This window comes from Robertkochia sediminum (assembly GCF_016786255.1).
GTDB lineage: Bacteria > Bacteroidota > Bacteroidia > Flavobacteriales > Flavobacteriaceae > Robertkochia > Robertkochia sediminum.
The window spans coordinates 229,965-247,850 of sequence record NZ_JADMKT010000080.1 but is presented as its reverse complement, the minus strand read 5'-3'; the positions used below and the strand labels follow the sequence as shown (position 1 = coordinate 247,850).

Below are 17,886 nucleotides of genomic sequence, written 5' to 3'. Positions count from 1 at the left end.
ATGCGTGGTTTTCCGGTAAAGATAACCAATAATCAGACACTCCCTTTCTGCCGTTCGTAGAACACATCCGATTGAAATTTCAACACATCGATGGCGTTCTGCCGTTTATGCCGATAGAGTTCTTCGTCCTCCCGGAGATCTTCATAGATCTTGTCATTGATGGCCGCGTCGGTCGTTCGCTGTTGTTTTTGCTGGTCGGCCTGTTGGGCAGCAAAAGACTCCAGCGCAGACAGGGAGCGCTCCAGTTTGATATCGTACTCGCCTTTTGGTGCCATAAGTTTCGAAATGATCGGCATGGTCTCTACGGCGAGAAAAAGTAAAAAGATAAAGAATGAAGGCAACCAGGGCAATGCCTCCAACGCATCGATCCTGGCCATGAGTCCGTCAAATCCGTCGATCACCGGCTGGGTCGTTGTTACCTGTTGCTCATAGTCGTTTTTAAGCAATGCTATCGATTCGCGGTTACCGGCAATAAGAGCATTATTCGCTTCCCGTAAGGCCTGAAGTTCGGCCAGGGTGGCATCGTGTTTTTCACGCTTTTCCTTGTAAACAGGCCCTTTCCCCACCTTGAGTGTACCTTCCCTACCCTCGGCTTCGGCAATATAGGTGCTATACAGGGCATTGACCTCAGCTTCTTTGGTGGCGATCTCTGCTTTTAAGTTCGCGTTCTCTGCTTCGAGGGCTTCGATCTGCGGCGTATAGGTCAGCGCGATCTGTTCCCGGTTATCCAGGGTCATGGCATTTTTCGATTCCAGTAATACGCGGTCGATCTCTTTTTCAAAAAGTTTTAGCTCTAAAGGCTTCGAGATCACCACAGCGATGATCACCGCCAGCAATAGCCTGGGAATCGCCTGAAGGAGCTCGGGCCCGAAGGTGTCCCGCTTGCGGATGGTAGAAACAATAAACCTGTCGAGATTAAAAATAAGCAGTCCCCAAACCAGGCCAAAGAACAAAGCGATCCAGACCTGATCAAAGACGGTGAATAAGGCGTAGGCTGACGAAATAAAGGCCATCAGGGCAGTAAAGAATACCGTACCTCCGATCCCGGCCTGTTTGATCTGTTCAGAACCGGAGCATTGTTCTAACAATGCAGGATCGGCTCCGGAACACATCCAGAAGAATTTTTTTAACATGATACTAGCGCTATTGATTGATGAATGAACACCTATGTAACGCTTTCTTATGCCATATGTTACATTAAAAATGTTAAATCTTAAGAGAAGGCTAGGGTGCAGGATTAAAAGATTCGTGTACGTGCACCACCTTCCACTGTTCGTTGATCTTTTTAAAAACAGCACTCCAATACCCCTTCACGGTCATCGTACTATCGTTCGTTAAGACCATACTGTTGGTGAATTCGGCTAAATGCATGGCTGCATCCCTGTCAAGGACCACGATCTCTTCAGAAGACAAGGTCATTTTGGTATTCTGCCTGCTTTCCATACCCTGCGAAAATCCTCCAATGATCTCATCGTAGCCCTGCATGGCCATTCCGTTCAGGTAGAAGGAAGCGCTGTCGGAACGCCAAAAGTCGCGGAATAATTTATCGGGATCGTTGGTTTCCAGGCCTTCGATCACCACCGCCATAAGCGCTTTGATCTCACTTTTAACAGCTTCGCTCTCTTCAGGGGTTAGTTGCTTACGCTCCTCATGATGGCCTCCCCCGTTGCAACCTGGCAGTACGAGTGCAAAAATCACACCTATCATAAACTTCCTCATCTTTCTTTCTTATTGGTTAGACAATCTTAAATTACACATTAACAGCCAGATAAAGAACAATCAACAAAGAATTTCTCATCAGGAAAGAATACATCCCGATCTAGGGAAGAGATCAGAAATGGGAAGGAAGAGTAGGAAGAGCAGAAGAAGAAGAAGAAGAAGAAGGAGCAAGAGAAAGCAAGAGAAAGCAAGAGAAAGCAAGAGATAGAAAGAGATAGCAAGAGATAGAAAAAGATAGAAAGAGACAGCAAGAGACAGCAAGAGAAAGCGCGGGGATAGAAAAAAAATGCCCCCACAGAATCTCCGCGAGGGCATTGGACATGCATTACGATCTTTTTATATGCGTTAAGATCCTTTGCATACTTTAGGATGTTTTGATCTCTGTAAAGTATTTATAGAAATACGGAATGGTCTCAATTCCCTTGAGGTAATTCCAGATCCCATAGTGTTCGTTAGGTGAGTGAATAGCGTCACTATCGAGTCCGAATCCCATAAGGATGGTCTTACTTTTGAGTTCTTTTTCAAAGAGGGAAACGATCGGAATACTTCCTCCACTGCGTTGTGGGATCGGTGTTTTTCCGAAGGTAGCCTCATAAGCCTTACTGGCCGCCTGGTAGCCGTCGTTATCTATGGGAGTCACATAGGGATAACCGCCATGATGGGGTTTCACCACTACTTTAACTCCGGCAGGAGCGATCGACTCGAAGTGTTTTTGGAACAGGTCGGTGATCTCTTCCCAGTCTTGGTGAGGCACCAGTCGCATGGAGATCTTAGCATAGGCTTTTGAAGCGATAACCGTTTTTGCGCCTTCTCCGGTATATCCGCCCCAGATACCATTTACATCAAGGGTAGGACGAATGGAGTTGCGTTCATTGGTCACGTAACCGGCCTCTCCGTAAACATCGGCAATATCCAGGGCCTTTTTATAGGCGTCGAGAGAAAACGGAGCTTTAGCCATTTCATCACGCTCTTCGCGACTCAATTCCTGCACCTTATCGTAGAATCCCGGAATGGTGATATGGTTATTCTCATCCTGAAGCGAAGCGATCATTTTTGACAAAATATTGATCGGATTGGCTACGGCGCCCCCATAAAGACCACTATGAAGGTCGCGGTTAGGTCCGGTAACTTCCACCTCCACATAGGAGAGTCCGCGTAATCCGGTAGTGATAGAAGGGGTATCTTTAGCGATCATTCCCGTATCGGAGATCAGGATCACATCGTTAGCGAGCTTTTCGCGGTTGCGTTCGAGGAACCATCCGAGGCTTTCAGAACCAACTTCCTCTTCACCTTCGATCATGAATTTCACATTACACGGCAGCTCATCGTTAGCTACCATATACTCGAGGGCTTTAACATGCATATACATTTGCCCCTTATCGTCTGAGGCCCCGCGGGCAAAGATAGCCCCCTCAGGGTGCAGCTCGGTTTCTTTGATCACCGGTTCGAATGGTGGCGAATGCCAAAGATCTACTGGATCCGGCGGCTGCACATCGTAGTGACCATAAACCAACACCGTGGGGAGTTCGGGGTCTACGACCTTTTCGCCGTAAACAATAGGGTAACCCGGAGTCTCACAGATCTCGGTATGATCACACCCTGCTTTTTCAAGGGCACTTCGAACTGCTTCAGCGGTATTGAGCACGTCTTCAGAGAATGCAGGATCGGCACTTACCGAGGGAATCTTTAACAGTTCTATAAGTTCATCAATAAATCGTTGTTGGTGCGTCGTGATATACGACTTTATATTTTCCATGGAGTAGTAATTGTATACCCCAAAAGTACAAAAAATGAAAATTTCATTCACAGTTCTTTGCAATATCAAAAATTGCCTTATATTTGCACCCACAATTCGCGGGTGTGGTGGAATTGGTAGACACGCTAGACTTAGGATCTAGTGCCGCAAGGTGTGAAGGTTCGAGTCCTTTCACCCGCACAAAGAGCTCTTCAGAAATGAAGGGCTTTTTTTTTGATCAAAGATGAAGGGGGTACGGGTGAAGGGTTAAGAGTTTGAGCATTGAGCATGCCTGAATAAGGTTGCCCTATTTCCCCACTTTTCCGCTTACCGGTTTAGCTTCCTCCCCATTTACCCCTCTCGATAAAATTGCTTCGCAATCACCATCCCTTCAGTATGCAGGCATACTTTCGGAAGACAGGCTCGAGGTGACAATTCCCTACTTCCCCCGCCCGCCTACCTACCTACCTACCTACCTACCTACCTACCTACCTACCTACCTACCTACCTCTTCACCCCTTCACCTCTTCACCATTTTCACTATCTTACCTCATCAAACCACCTGACATGTGTTACCACACCAGCCAGACCAAGACCACCTCTCAGCTTGAATCCCGATTTAAGGTAAAACGCAATCCGTCATTCGACATAGGAGAAACCGACTTTACCTTTTACCATCGCAACGGATTCGCCCACGAATACATGCTTATGATCCCTCAGGAGGCTCCTGAGCTACTTACTCCGGCCATGTGGGGACTTATGCCAACCGACCGCCCCGGTGCCGATCACAGGCAATATTACAAGGAGAGTGTTAAATACGGGAGAGGACTCAACGCCCGGTCTGAAAAACTATTCGACCACTTTATCTACAAACATTCGGCATTAACCAAAAGATGCCTGGTACCGCTAAACGGATTCTTTGAACCACACCGCCATAACGGTAAGAACTACCCCTATTTTATTGGCAGGAGCGACCGGGAATCGTTCGCCCTCGCAGGGATCTACAATAAAAGCAACGACGGGTATATCACCCTGGCCATACTCACCAAACAGGCTTCTCCGTATTTTGCAGACATCCACAACGTCAAACAGCGGCAACCGGTATTGCTTAACCCGGAAACAGAAAAACAATGGCTCGACCCCACCTGCACCCCCACCGACCTCAAAACACTGTTAGGTGCTGCATACCCCGAGAGCGAGCTTCAGGCCTATACGGTGAGCAAAGACCTTTACAGCCGAACCAAGGATTCAAACACGTCGCACATCCTGGACCAAGTGCAATATCCCGAACTCTCCAGCTTGTTTTAGATCTCCGAAACAGTCAATTCATGATCAAACAGTCGCAGAAGTATTCAACTAATAAAACAACGGTCTTTTAAAGGCTGTAAATTGCATAATAACAGAGATTTATTAATTTTAATAAAACAGACCGTAACTTACATCCCCGATACCCTGCCCTCCTTACTTCTCCTAAAGAGCCGATGCTATGCTGTGCAGTTAAACATTAAACCTGAGCCGTATCATGCAGTCCGACCGATCCTCCGAAGAGAACAATAAGACCATAGAGAAGAGTCCGCTTTGCGGACTGGAAGAACAGGAAGCCATCATGTGCCTGGCCTATATCATTATGGGCACCCATAACTTTACTCCTGAAGAATTCGTGAGTTACCAGGCCATGTCCAAAAAATTCTGTAGTGCCGACCTGGACCTGATGCAGTGCAAGAGCCGGTTTTACGATATGCTTCGAGAGCATAAGAACGAAGACATTATCAAGGATTGCATAGGGATCATACGCCCCAAGTACCGGGAAATGGTATTCGCCTGGCTCGTAGACGGTGTTGCGGCAGATGCGCATTACACCTATGATGAAGAAGACTACATAAGCCTGTTAAGGCAAGAGATCGGGATCTCCACACAAATGGCCGACCGCATCATGGAGGTCATGACCATAAAAAATAAGAAATACAAACAACCCCGCACAGCAGACTAACAAAGCCTGAGCACAGGGTTGATATAGCTATTGCCAAGCCTCCTCTTTGAAAAAGGCCTATGCTCTTAAATTAATTCTGGTATTCCCATACCTTAACGTAATCGATCTCATAGGTCACAGGGAAAATGCTGTTATCGATCTCGGTTCCACCGAAAGTACCTCCTACAGCCAGGTTCAGCAGGATATAAAAAGGCTGATCATAGGGCCATGTCTCCGCATTTTTCACTTCCGGTGCATAGGTATACACTTTCTTCCCGTCTATGCTAAAGGTGATCGCCTCCGGGGTCCAATTGGCGGTATAGGTATGAAATCCTTCTTCGATATTTGGGATCATATTCTTTTCGGTATTCACGGTTCTGCCATAACTGGAAGGCGTGTGCATAGAGGTATGGATGATCCCCGGCTCTCTCCCGGCATATTCCATAATATCCACCTCCCCGCATGCAGGCCAACCTACCTGATCGATATTCGATCCAAGCAACCAAAATGCAGGCCACGTACCTTTACCGGCGGGCAGCTTTGCTTTCATCTCTACCGTACCGTATTGAAATTCGAACTTCCCTTTGGTATTAATACGAGTCGCTGTATAGCCCGAAGTATCTTGTTTAGCAGTAATAATGAGCTTCCCGTCTTCCAGGTGATGATTGTTGTCGGTATACACCTGCAACTCGTTATTCCCCCATCCACAGGCCTGCGGACAACCATCGCCAAGAGCAAAACTCCACACCGATGTATCCAGGGTATCTCCCGAGAAATCTTCATGCAGAATAAGTGTCTTCTCCTGTTTGCAGGACATGAAGAAAAGAGCTAGTGTAGCAACATAAAATAGGTTTTTCATAACGTCTGTTTAATTAAAAAAAAAAGATGCTGTACTCCTGTTGGAGCACAGCATCAAAGATAACCACTCTTAGGAATTATTGAAAAACCCTGATATAATCAATCTCCATACTTCCCGATTGAAATGCCGGATCGATATCTCCACCAAGATTACCACCCATGGCAATGTTCAGGATCAGGAAAAAGTCCTGGTTGTAGGGCAATGTATTGTCGTTTGGCGAATTAAAGAAGAGTTTATCATCTACGAAGAAATTCATCCCATTCTGATCCCACTCAAGACTGTAAACGTGGAATTCTGTTGAAACATTATCCACATTCGTCGCATTGTAACGGGCACTGGATGAATAAAAGAACTCATCATGAGTAGCAGCAGACACCCTACCAGGGTTGTTACCCACATGCTCCATGATGTCGATCTCGCCACATTTAGGCCAACCCACCTCATTGATATTAGCTCCTAACATCCAGATCGCAGGCCAGGTTCCTCCACCTTCAGGTAATTTAGCACGCACTTCTACTCTACCGTATTGGAAAGAGAATTTATTCTGCGTAGTTATACGCGCCGAAGAATAATCGTAGTCTTGATCACTTTCTGCTCTGGCAGTAATGCGAAGAACATCATTTTCGACAGTTACATTATCCGAGCTATCGGTATACCATTGTTTTTCATTGTTCCCCCAGCCACAGATACCGCGGTCACATCCGTCACCGATCTCATAGTTCCAAAAATCGGTATCAAGTGATCCATCTTCTTCGAATTCCTGAGCCCAAACCAAAGAGGGATCAACAAAGATCTCAAAAGTTACATTCTCACTTACGGTCGTATTACCCTCACCAAGGGCTTCTACCGTAACGGTAAAGGTACCGCTGGCCCCGAAATTAAAAGTGGCCTTACCTTCAGTAGACTCCTTAACAGTATTATTAAATATGAAACGATAATCCAAGGCATTATCTGCTGTAGCTTCGAAATTTACCGTTCCACTACCATTCCCGGCGGGGCTGGCATTGGATCCTACAATGTGAGTTTCGATCTGAAGGTTAGAAGGCGATGTATTATTATCTGGTATCGGATTAGTGACGTCCGAATCACTATCCCCTGAACAGGACACTATAAAAAGTGTCATCACACCCAGAAAGGAAATAGATCTGAATAAATTTTTCATGTATTAGTGTATTTAACGTAGTTATAAATTCTTTGCAATAAAAAAAACTCCCTCTCACCCTCAGAATATAAGAGTAAGAAGGAGTTTTGTATTTAATAAAAGGTAGTTGTTTGATATAAAATTGACTCCCACCTCATAACTTTTATTTATTGGTCAACACCGGAACCGGCATCGGTCGCAATAAGGGTAAACCACCAGTCGAACTCGCCGTTCCCGTCGGTAGTTTTTACCACCATTTCATTCGCGTCACGAGCAAAGATCTGGTAAACATGGCTACCACCGGTGTAGTACCCGAAGAAACCGATCCCGTTAAGGATAAGCACTTCGCTACCATCAACTTCGCTAAGCGCCCAGTTTTCGGTGTAATCTCCAAACTGGTAGTTAATGATATCTGCACCTTCCGATTCTCCTCCGGATCCACCGAGTTCATCGATAAGGCCAACACGACCAAACACATCTCCATTGGTAACATGGGTAAAGGTTCCGTCGGCTCTAAAGGTATAGCGGTCGTCATACATACCACGCCCTTCTTTTTCATTAGCCCCGGCTCCATACCATTCGGTTGGGATCTGACCACCTACAGGTCCAAGACCAAAGTGTCCGGGAGCTTCAGCCTTAATTCTCCACTCACGCTCTCCGTCTGCATAAAGCATATCGAGAAGGTCTTGTGGTGGCTCATAGGTGAACAGCACCTCTACAGGCATGTTTTTGCTGGAACTGAGTCCGCCCTGACCACTGGCCACAACATTAATGTTATACTCGTTTAATCCGGTATTGGTAACACCAAAAGTAGCCTCACCACCGGAAGTGGTTTTAGTCACACCATTTACGGTAAACATATAGGTAATCGCATTCTCTGCAGTAGCTTTAAGATTGATGATCCCGCTACCGTCCCCGTAAGGGTTCGCTTCATCTGCGCCAACGAGCTCTACCATCACCTCCAGATTGGCCGGAACGGTAATGGGATCGAGCGTTGCGCGATCTTCCTGGCACGATACCAGTACTATGGCCAAAAGCCATAGTACGGATAACGTTTTTATCATTTTTTTCATAGTCAATTGTTATTTATTGAACAATTTGGATATCATCAACATAGAAGGTCACGGCCTCCGTAGTATTCGACTGGTCCTCGTTAGAGAATGGACGAATAACAACTCTGTCATAAACATTCGCAAGATCGAATGTTGGGTCATCTGAGAAATCAAAAGTAAAGGTTTCCCAAGTACCAGAAGTCTGAGTGGTCGCTCTTTTCACAACGAATACTGTTGGACAACAACCTTCAATAGTACTTGAATCTTCAATTTCTACTGTAAATGGCGTATTGGCTCTGCTTGACCAGATCTTCACGCTGATAGTCGCTGAATTGGTAAGGTCCATACCCTCTTTAAGCAGTACGAGCGCTCCACCCCAGAAAGGCTTATCGGCATCTTTGATCATTTCAAGAACGGTAGCACTTGGATTGTCGGCATCTACCTGAGGATTCTCAACGATGGCCACACTAGTCTCAAATGGAGACCATCCCAGTTCAACACCGGTTGATTCAAAAGTGATCGGAAGTGCAGGAAGTACCTTTCCTAACTGGAAATCATCAAAGTAGAACGTCTCTTCTTGTCCGGGAGTCCCGAAATCAGGGAATACAACGATGGCATTATACCCAACAGCTGCATCATATGGCAGATTCTCAGATGTTGAAACATCAAACGAGATAGTCTCCCAGGTATTAGCTCTGGTGGTAGTTCCCCAAACCTCTACGAATACACTTGGATTACCATTTCCATCAGGCTCAGAGTTGGTATCTTCTAATTTCAACAATACAGGAACACCAGCTCTTGGAGACCATACATTGATCGTCATCTCAGTGCTCTCAGTGAAGTTGATCGGCTCCGGAAGCTCCATCTTAATACCTGCCCAAACTTCGGCTCCTGCCGCTTTTGGCACCTCGATAACCTTCGCACTGGTATTAGCTCCTCTCATATCAGGATTGTCAATAACTGCAACACCAGCACCTCCAAATCCGAAGAATCCGCTGTAATCAAGCGTTTCAGACTCAAAGTTTAGAGGAAGTCCAAGAACTTCTCCTCCAGAGATCGCCATAGTAAGTACGATGGAAGTCTCTGTTACCTGTGAAGAAGCACCTTTGGCAACCACGCGAACAGTATACGCACCTTCTGCAGCATAAGTGTAATTTGCAGTTCCTCCGTTACCAACTACTACCGGCTCTTCACCTAAAACCTCACCAAAGTATACTTCAAACTCCATTGCATTGTCTGCAGAAGGAGTAATGTTTGCAGTAAGGTTAGTGGTTTGGATATCCAAAACAAGGTTTTCAGGCTTGCTGAAAGAAACATCAACGGTTTTAGTCAACGAGCTGGTAAGACCAGTGATCCCAACGGCAACCACTTTCATTTCGTAAGTACCTTCAGCATATACGTGATCGGCACTTTCTCCTGGAGAAACCTGAACCGGAGTTTCGTCTTCTACGTCTCCAAAAAAGATCTCAAATGCAGTAGCTCCCTCAGCAGAAGGGGTTACGGTTACAGTTCCGCTATCGTCTTGAGCCATATCAAAAGCAATAGCAACGTTGGTCGGTGCTGAAACATCCTGGAATGCATAGGACGTTTCTTCAGTCTCACAAGACGAACCCAACACGAGGGCCATCAGGGAGAACATATAAATGAATAGATTTTTGAGCGTTTTCATATATAGGTAAATTTGTGTTTAATTAATAGCCTGGATTTTGTGGCCAACGGTTACCCGCTAACTCGATCTCTACAGAAGGAATAGGGAACAATTCGTGCTTTCCGGCCTGGAAACCTGGAATGGTTCCTGCAGCTCTTCCGGTACGAACAAGGTCAAAGAAACGGTGTCCTTCTCCCATTAGCTCCAATCTTCTCTCATCGTAGATCGCATTGGTAAGGGCATTCCCTGAAAGGGTAACATCAGCCAAACCGGCTCTGCTTCTCACCTGATTAAGGTATTCTCTTGCCTGAGCATCTCCTAAACCTCCGCGGTTAATAGCTTCAGCAGCCATCAACAATACATCTGCATAACGAATAGCGCGGTAGTTTGCGGGGTTGTTCAGGTTAGGGTCTCCAGTATTGAGATCATCCTGTCTTGGGATGTACTTACGGTTAAAGAATCCTGTTTGCTCATATCCGGCAGCTTCGTTGTAAGCGGATCCGGTAGCTTCGTTCCATGTAACGATATTCAGGATAGAAAGGTCTCTTCTGATATCGTTATCAGCATAGGCATCATAAGCCTCCTGAGTAGGAACGTTGAAACTAAATCCAGAGTCGAAGTGGAATCCTGAGTACCCTCTTGGCCCCTGAAATCCTACAGCAACATTACCCTCTACACACTGGAGACATCCAAATCCTGCTCCTTGTGTATCGGTGTACTGTACTTCAAAAACAGACTCTGATCCATTTTCTCCTCTTCTTTCGAAAAGCATTTCATAGGCCTCATTAGGAAGGGTTTCATAGATTCCCTCTTCAGTAATGTCTGCTCCTACCGGTTGAGTAAGCGCATACTGACCGCTATTGATCACTTCCTGAAGCACAGTAGCAGCTTCAGAGAATTTATCCTGATAGAGGTATACTTTTCCAAGAAGCGCTAAAGCAGCTCCTTTAGTAGCTCTACCAAACTGTCCGTTAGCAGGTGCGTATTCCAGTACACTTGCTGCATAGATAAGGTCTGCTTCGATCTGAGCATATACTTCTGCTTTAGGCGTACGCTCTACAGTTTGCTCATCACCGAACTGGAATCTCTTATCTACCGCTAAAGGCACATCTCCGAACCATTTTACAAGGTCAAAATAATAATATGCTCTCAGGAAGGTAGCCTCCGCAAGGATGGTCTCCTTACCAGGAAAGTCGATATTATCTTTAAACTCAAGGATATAATTCGCACGATTCACACCGGCAAAGGTCCATGACCAGATATCACGTAACTGCTGATTCACCGGAGTATGGATCATATCATCCACCTCCTGGATCCCGATAACGTCGGTAGCACTCTCACCACCGGCAAGGGTGTTATCTGAAGCGATCTCGCCTACCATATTTTTCAGGTATCCTGCTTGCAAAAGATCATAAGCAGCTACCAAACCTTCGTAATACTCCTCTTCGGTAGTAAAAAAGCTCTCTGAGTTCTTGTCGAACGAATCCACGTCCACAAAATCGTCTGTACAGGCCACCGTAGTCACAGCAGCAAGACAGATCATCAACATGTATTTTAAAGTGTTGTATTTCATCATCAGAGTGTTTTTAGAATTTAAGATTTAGTCCTAGTAAATAGGTACGTGGCACAGGATAGAATCCTTGGTCGATACCACCACCAATTGGAGCTCCACTGGAAGCACTAGGATCATAACCGCGATACTCAGTAAATGTATACAGGTTGTTCACCGACACGTAAAAACGTAATGAGTCGAGTCCAACGCTGTCCATTGTATCAGGATTAATGGTGTACCCAAGCTGTACATTCTGAATTCTTATGAAAGAACCATCCTCTACATAGTAATCAGAGAACAGAATACTTGACGTAGCACCAGTGGTCACTCTAGGATCAGTATTGGTAGAACCTGGACCGGTCCAACGGTTTAACACATAGTTCAAACGGTTCACTCGAGGAATAGCACGCTCGTAGTTACGAACGATCTCATTTCCGATAGACCCGAAGGTATAAGCACTAAAGTCAAAGTTCTTGTAGTTGAAACCTAAGTTGAAACCTAAAGTCGCATCAGGGATCGGGTTACCGATATCTGTACGGTCAGTCTCATCAATTACACCGTCTCCATTTGTGTCAACAAATCTCAACTCACCGGGAGCCGCATTTGGCTGTGTAGCGTGAGCATCAACTTCTGCCTGAGTTTGGAAAACACCATCAGTTTCATATCCGTAGAAATAACCCAGTGGCTTACCATCTTCCATACGTGATGGGAAGTCCTGACCTACACCAAATCCTCCTCCTGGAATAAATCCTACTCCGTTGTTCACAGAAAGCACTTCGTTTCTAAGGAAGGTCATGTTATAGCTGATGTTGTAGCTGAAGTCTTCAGACGGATCATCAGACCAACCAAGTACGAATTCGAAACCTTCGTTCTCTACGGTACCGGCATTTACAATTGGCAATCCAGCACCAGGAGCGGCAGCTCCAAGAATTCCGGATACCGGCGGACTAACCAACAGGTTCTCTGTAGTTTTCTTAAAGTAATCTGCAGTTAAACTCAAACGGCTGTCGAACATACGCATGTCCATACCGATATCGAGGGTTTTCTGCTCTTCCCACTGAATTTGAGGGTTTGCAAGAATACCTGCAGCAGCACCTAATTCGAGTGATTCATCGTTGAAATCACCGGTAACAGAAGGGCCACTGAATACATACTCACCTTCTCCGTTAAGTACAGATCGGAAAGCATTTGCAGGGATACGGTCGTTACCAACTATACCGTAAGAACCTCTTAATTTCAGGAAGGTTACTGTACTGCCTTCTCCGAAGAAATCCTCTTCACTAACTACCCAACCAACAGATCCGGAAGGGAAGTAACCAAAACGATTCTCTGGTCCGAATTTGGTAGAACCATCTCGTCTGATCAATGCAGAGAATAAGTATTTATTTTTGTAGTTATACTGCGCTCTCGCAAAGTAAGAAAGCAGTCTTTCGTCGAATCTGTCTCCACCGTTACGGTAAACATCTTCAACCTCTTCTGCAACATCTATACTTGCCTCTAACCAATTGTTGGTTGGCAAACGATTTCCTCTGAAACCTCCAAGGTCACCCTGTGTTCTGAACACAGACATACCTAATGTTGCTTTTACATTGTGATCTCCAAAGTCCTTGTCGTAGTTGATGAAGGAATCCCAGGTGTAATCCTTATAGATATCGAAGTTCTCGAAAACAGAGTTATTTGTTCTGTTAAAGGTCTTACCAACCCCGTAGAATACGATAGGCTCAAAGAACTTACCGTCTACTTCAGCATAGTTGAACTGAAGGCTGGATTCTGCAGAGAAACCATCCAGAAACTCATAACGGGCACCCACCTTACCACTGATACGATCTACAGCAGTTTTGTTGTAAGTGTTCGCCATCTGAGCTAATGGGTTAATGATCTCCTGACCTAGTCCGTCTGCATAAGTAAAGGTTCCATCAGGATTTCTTGGAGCAAATGTCGGAGCGTTATTCAACGCGTTAAAGAGCACAGAACCTAAAGCATTCTCAGGAAGCGTTCTTCTGTTGGTTCCTGTGTAGAGAATGTTGGTTGTGAGCTTAAGATTCTCGATAGGATCGAGGTTGTAGTTCGCTCTAACGGTTGTTCTGTTAAAGTTCGACTTATCGCCACCTACGATACCATCCTGAGTAAGGTAAGACACACCAAAAGAGTAACGCGATTTCTCGGTACCTCCGGTCATGGTAAGGTTGTGGTTAAAGATCGGTGCTTTTTCGAACACCTCATCCTGCCAATCAGTACCTTGTCCAAGGTTTCTGATATTAGGAAAAGGAATCGGATCTCCACCGGCAATTGCAGCCTCGTTAGAAATTACAGCGTACTCTGTTGCGTTAAGCACAGGAAGTTTACGGCTGGTCTCCTGGAAACCTCCGTAAGCATCGTAGCTAAATTTCAGCTCGGTGTTTAATTTACCGGTTTTGGTAGTAATAAGGATAACCCCGTTCGCTGCACGCACCCCGTAGATACCGGCAGTGGCATCCTTTAATACGGTCATCGACTCGATGTCACCGGGGTTCAATACAGAAAGGTCTTCGATCACGTTACCGTCTACAAGAATAAGCGGACGGTTGTCTCCGTTGGTAGAGATACCACGAATACGAATATTCGAAGCTGCACCAGGAGAACCAGAGGTGGTCGTTACCTGCACCCCGGCTACCTGTCCTTGCAGGGCCTGCTCAACACGTTGAGGATTCACCGCCTCGATCGACTCGGCATCAATTGCCGTAACCGCACCGGTAAGCTCCTTTTTCGTTTGTGTACCATAACCTACTACAACCACCTCGTCTAATGCCTGGGTGTCTGTAACAAGTTCAATGTTTAATACGGTGGCATCGCCTACCGTTAGTTCCTGGGTTCTAAAACCGATATAGGAAATCTGTAAGATGGCGCCCTTAGGGACTCCAGCTAAAAAGAAGTTTCCGTCAAAATCGGTACTTGTACCCATTGTCGTATTCTTTACGATGACGTTGGCCCCCGGAATCGGTATTCCGGTCTCGGCTTCTTTCACCGTACCACTCAGATCGACTTCCTGCGCTCGCAGAAGTCCCGAAATGAGGAAAATTGTGAAGAATAAAAGTCTAGCGTTCATAGAAATGATTTTGTCCTGTAAAGCTACGGGAAATATTAAAGAATCCTTAAAAATCGCCTCAACAAAATTTCTACAACGCAAAATTAACAGTGCCAAATTATGATTTCATTAACTGCAACCTTGTAACTGCCCATTTTACTGAGGCTTAGCCAGTATTAACAATAGCTAAGAAAACGTTGTAGCTACAACAAAAAAACGTTTTCGTATAGGTGTTGTATAGGTAAATTAACAAAAAGTTGAGGTGCTAAACCGAAAGTATATACTCAACAAGACCCGTTTCATGCGCCAAGTCCATTTTTTTACGCAAACGATAGCGCTTGATCTCTACACTGCGCACAGAGATGTTCAACAACGGAGCGATCTCTTTTGAAGATAAATTGAGCCTTAAGTAGGCACATAAACGAAGATCGTTCGGGGTAAGTTTGGGATGAACCTCCTTGATCCTTTTCAGGAAATCCTTATCAGTATTATTAAAGGCCTCTTCGAACATGCTCCAGTTATCTTCCTCATCGATATCCTTATTGATACTGCTAATGATCGCACGGATCTGTTTTTCGCCGTTCCCATTAAGTTTTTTAAGCCTGTCCCGAATCTCAATGAGGAATTCATTCTTACGTATCACACTCATGGTCGAGGCCGCCAGCTCCTTACTTTTACTATCTACATCCTGCTTGAGCTTTTCATTGCGCAAACGCGATAGCTCCTGCTCGTTCTCCAACTGCTCCAGGCGATGTTTCTCTTCAGTTTGCTGCATGAGCTGCTGTTGTTTCCTGTCGTAGTACCTCTTGTAGCGGTTGTTGACAAATAAGGCCCCCAAGACGAATATACCCAAATAGGCCGCCAGGGCCGGCATGGAAAAATACCAAGGCGGCAATATTTCAAAACCATACTCCACCTCTCCGGAAGTTGGCTGTGCTCCAACGCGCCCCCTCACTCTGAACACATAGTGCCCGAAAGGGAGGTTTTCAAAATTCACTTCAGCATCTTCGGTCCATGCGCTCCATTCGTCATGATATCCTTCCAACATGTACTGGTAGCTTGTTTTTACGTATTTCTGAAACTCAGGTACCGCGAACTGAAACCTAATATGATTGTTCTTGTAGCTCAGGGTAGCAGGCTTATCGAGATCCAATAAGACCTCTTCCGTCCCGGGTTCCTGCGCAGCGACCTGCTTTAAAAAAATGTCGTACTCCTCGTTGCGAATTTTATTGATATTAAAAGAGAGGTAACCGTCTTTTGATCCCACGAGGTATTTTTCATTACCCAACCCCAAAATGTGTTCATAGCCGGTTATGGTCCTTAGCTCGTCATAAGGCACAGGTACCTCGCTAATATTTGGCTTATCACTAAGAAGGCCCCTGTTCATCTTCAAGAGGTAATCCCGGGTAAAGAACCAGAGATTGCCCCGGCCATCATTGACCATTTTACCGGAAACAAAATTTTTCCCGCTCACCATACTACTAAGAAGAGAGTCCTTGACAAAACCTGTTGGATTCCGGGTATCAAGTCCATAAACCCCTTCCCTGTTCGTATAATAGATATGATCTTCAAAGCGAGCCAATCCTGAATTTCGCCCTTTACCAGGCTGATCCAGTTTAATAAAACTCTTAACGCGTAAAAGAGAGGAATCGAGCGTTAACTCATAAACACCTTTATACTCATGGCTCATATAGATCTTATGACCATCTATGATCTCAAAATGCTTCGAAGAATAGGTGAATCCGTCGATATTGTCGAAATAGCGCCAAAACCCACCTTCTTTCTTTAAGAGATTGAATCCATTGTAATTTCCCTGAAGAATAAGATCCGGTCTCCCCGGAACGGTTCTGAAGTCCCAGGTACCCGTGACATCAGAGATCAGCGTTGCCCTATTACCCTCTACAACAAAGGTTCCATAGTCATGACCACAAAAGAGGGTGTCATCATAGGTAAATAATGACCACACCTGAGACTTAGTCCCCTCAATAAGCTGGTAGGAAGCATCTTCAGGCCCTTTATAAAACAATCCCTGGTTGGTTCCCAAATACAGTACACCATCCTTTTTAGCAGAAGCATAAACAGTCCCAATCTTCCCGCTGTGCAGCAAATAACGCTTAATGGGCGCCTCCAGGTTCACTGTGGTGATCCCGTTATCGAGGCCGAGCCAAAGGTTATTATCAGCATCTTCCTTGAGAGACAATATGGTATTATTACCCAACCCCTTTAACTGGTTGATATGATATACCACCTGAAGATCCGGATTGGTAACGACCAACCCTTCTGATATGGTACCAAATGCAATATTTCCATTCGATAATTCTGTAGCGTGGTATATACCGGTATTTTCGAGCGCATCAGGAGCCTTAATCTTAATAAGGCCCCTTGTTTCCGTATTGAAATCAAAGATCCCTCCCTTCTGGGTTATCAGGAGATAACCGGTTGGCCGTGGGATCATTTTTGCGATGCGCTCCTGCGCAATACGAGGGTCATCGATCACACGCTGCGCCCTGTCCCGGTCGATCATGAAGAGTCCTTCTCCTGAAGAATGAAAGAACACCTTGCCATCAGGATGAAACATACGGGTTACTCCCATGGGAGCGTCGATCGTCTTTATCTCTTTGCTAACCTGGTTGTATATAAGTATTCTGTCGAGAGATTGAAATAGAATAAAGGGTTCGTGATAAGCAATATTCCAGAATTGCTCATCTTCCATGATGACGAGATCGGCGATTTCATTAAGAGATGTATAGCGCAACCGTCCTTCGTCTTGCTTTTCCCAAAACCCGACTTCCATATAACACCCGGTAAAGATCTTATCACCGATCACCTTAACCGAGCGTAAAATACTCTGGTTGGTGGTTGGGTAAGTGGTCCAGGAAGCCCCGTCGAAAACCAGCAATCCGTCATTGTTAGCAAAATACATGTTTCCTTCAGGATCCTGATCGATCATCCAGTTCTGGTTTCCCGCTTCGTAATCAATGGGTTCATAGGCATTTATAGGAGGAAACTCCTGAGCGAAAAGCCCTATACAAATCAAGTTGAATTGCAGTAGTAATATGACCAATAAATTTTTCATGGAACTATGTAATGGGTGCAGGTTATATTCTGCCATAAAGATAGGTAAAATTCAACAGCTCTCAAGCTCTG

12 protein-coding genes and 1 tRNA gene are annotated in these 17,886 nt (G+C 45.3%); 3 read left to right on the top strand and 10 right to left on the bottom strand.

Going from position 1 to position 17,886, the window contains the following annotated elements:
- Positions 1 to 32: 32 nt before the first annotated feature.
- The 3 genes from IS446_RS14350 to IS446_RS14340 all read right to left on the bottom strand — a co-directional run bounded on the left by IS446_RS14350 (position 33) and on the right by IS446_RS14340 (position 3,475).
- Positions 33 to 1,133 (bottom strand): DUF4407 domain-containing protein, encoded by a 1,101-nt coding sequence (locus IS446_RS14350; protein WP_203061447.1) that lies wholly within the window; start codon positions 1,131 to 1,133, stop codon positions 33 to 35.
- Positions 1,134 to 1,224: 91 nt separating this feature from the next.
- Positions 1,225 to 1,707, bottom strand: coding sequence for a YybH family protein (locus tag IS446_RS14345; RefSeq protein WP_203061446.1), 483 nt, complete (start codon positions 1,705 to 1,707; stop codon positions 1,225 to 1,227).
- 376 nt (positions 1,708 to 2,083) lie between these two features.
- Positions 2,084 to 3,475, bottom strand: coding sequence for a dipeptidase (locus IS446_RS14340; RefSeq protein ID WP_203061445.1), 1,392 nt, complete (start codon positions 3,473 to 3,475; stop codon positions 2,084 to 2,086).
- 98 nt (positions 3,476 to 3,573) lie between these two features.
- Between IS446_RS14340 and IS446_RS14335 the strand changes: the two genes are divergently transcribed.
- The 3 genes from IS446_RS14335 (at position 3,574) to IS446_RS14325 (ending at position 5,444) form a co-directional block, all read left to right on the top strand.
- Positions 3,574 to 3,655: transfer RNA gene (locus IS446_RS14335), tRNA-Leu, on the top strand.
- 366 nt (positions 3,656 to 4,021) lie between these two features.
- A complete protein-coding gene (locus tag IS446_RS14330) occupies positions 4,022 to 4,762 on the top strand; it encodes an SOS response-associated peptidase (protein ID WP_203061444.1) in 741 nt (246 codons plus the stop codon).
- A gap of 214 nt (positions 4,763 to 4,976) precedes the next feature.
- The gene (locus IS446_RS14325) at positions 4,977 to 5,444 is read left to right on the top strand and encodes a hypothetical protein (RefSeq protein WP_203061443.1); all 468 of its coding nucleotides are present in this window, start codon (positions 4,977 to 4,979) and stop codon (positions 5,442 to 5,444) included.
- A gap of 70 nt (positions 5,445 to 5,514) precedes the next feature.
- On the opposite strand, the gene IS446_RS14320 is transcribed toward IS446_RS14325, so the two are convergent.
- The 7 genes from IS446_RS14320 to IS446_RS14290 all read right to left on the bottom strand — a co-directional run bounded on the left by IS446_RS14320 (position 5,515) and on the right by IS446_RS14290 (position 17,815).
- Complete coding sequence (locus IS446_RS14320) at positions 5,515 to 6,282, bottom strand: glycoside hydrolase family 16 protein (protein WP_203061442.1); 768 nt, start codon at positions 6,280 to 6,282, stop codon at positions 5,515 to 5,517.
- 76 nt (positions 6,283 to 6,358) lie between these two features.
- Positions 6,359 to 7,444 (bottom strand): family 16 glycosylhydrolase, encoded by a 1,086-nt coding sequence (locus tag IS446_RS14315; RefSeq protein WP_203061441.1) that lies wholly within the window; start codon positions 7,442 to 7,444, stop codon positions 6,359 to 6,361.
- Between the two features lie 146 nt (positions 7,445 to 7,590).
- On the bottom strand, positions 7,591 to 8,496 hold the full coding sequence (locus tag IS446_RS14310) for a glucan endo-1,3-beta-D-glucosidase (RefSeq protein ID WP_203061440.1): 906 nt from the start codon (positions 8,494 to 8,496) through the stop codon (positions 7,591 to 7,593).
- Positions 8,497 to 8,509: 13 nt separating this feature from the next.
- Positions 8,510 to 10,144 (bottom strand): hypothetical protein, encoded by a 1,635-nt coding sequence (locus IS446_RS14305; protein ID WP_203061439.1) that lies wholly within the window; start codon positions 10,142 to 10,144, stop codon positions 8,510 to 8,512.
- 22 nt (positions 10,145 to 10,166) lie between these two features.
- Positions 10,167 to 11,699 (bottom strand): RagB/SusD family nutrient uptake outer membrane protein, encoded by a 1,533-nt coding sequence (locus IS446_RS14300; protein ID WP_203061438.1) that lies wholly within the window; start codon positions 11,697 to 11,699, stop codon positions 10,167 to 10,169.
- A 10-nt stretch (positions 11,700 to 11,709) separates the two neighbouring features.
- Positions 11,710 to 14,760 carry a SusC/RagA family TonB-linked outer membrane protein gene (locus tag IS446_RS14295; RefSeq protein WP_203061437.1) on the bottom strand — a complete coding sequence of 1,017 codons (3,051 nt, stop codon included), beginning with the start codon at positions 14,758 to 14,760 and terminating at the stop codon, positions 11,710 to 11,712.
- Between the two features lie 244 nt (positions 14,761 to 15,004).
- Positions 15,005 to 17,815 (bottom strand): triple tyrosine motif-containing protein, encoded by a 2,811-nt coding sequence (locus tag IS446_RS14290; protein ID WP_203061436.1) that lies wholly within the window; start codon positions 17,813 to 17,815, stop codon positions 15,005 to 15,007.
- Between the last annotated feature and the right edge of the window lie 71 nt (positions 17,816 to 17,886).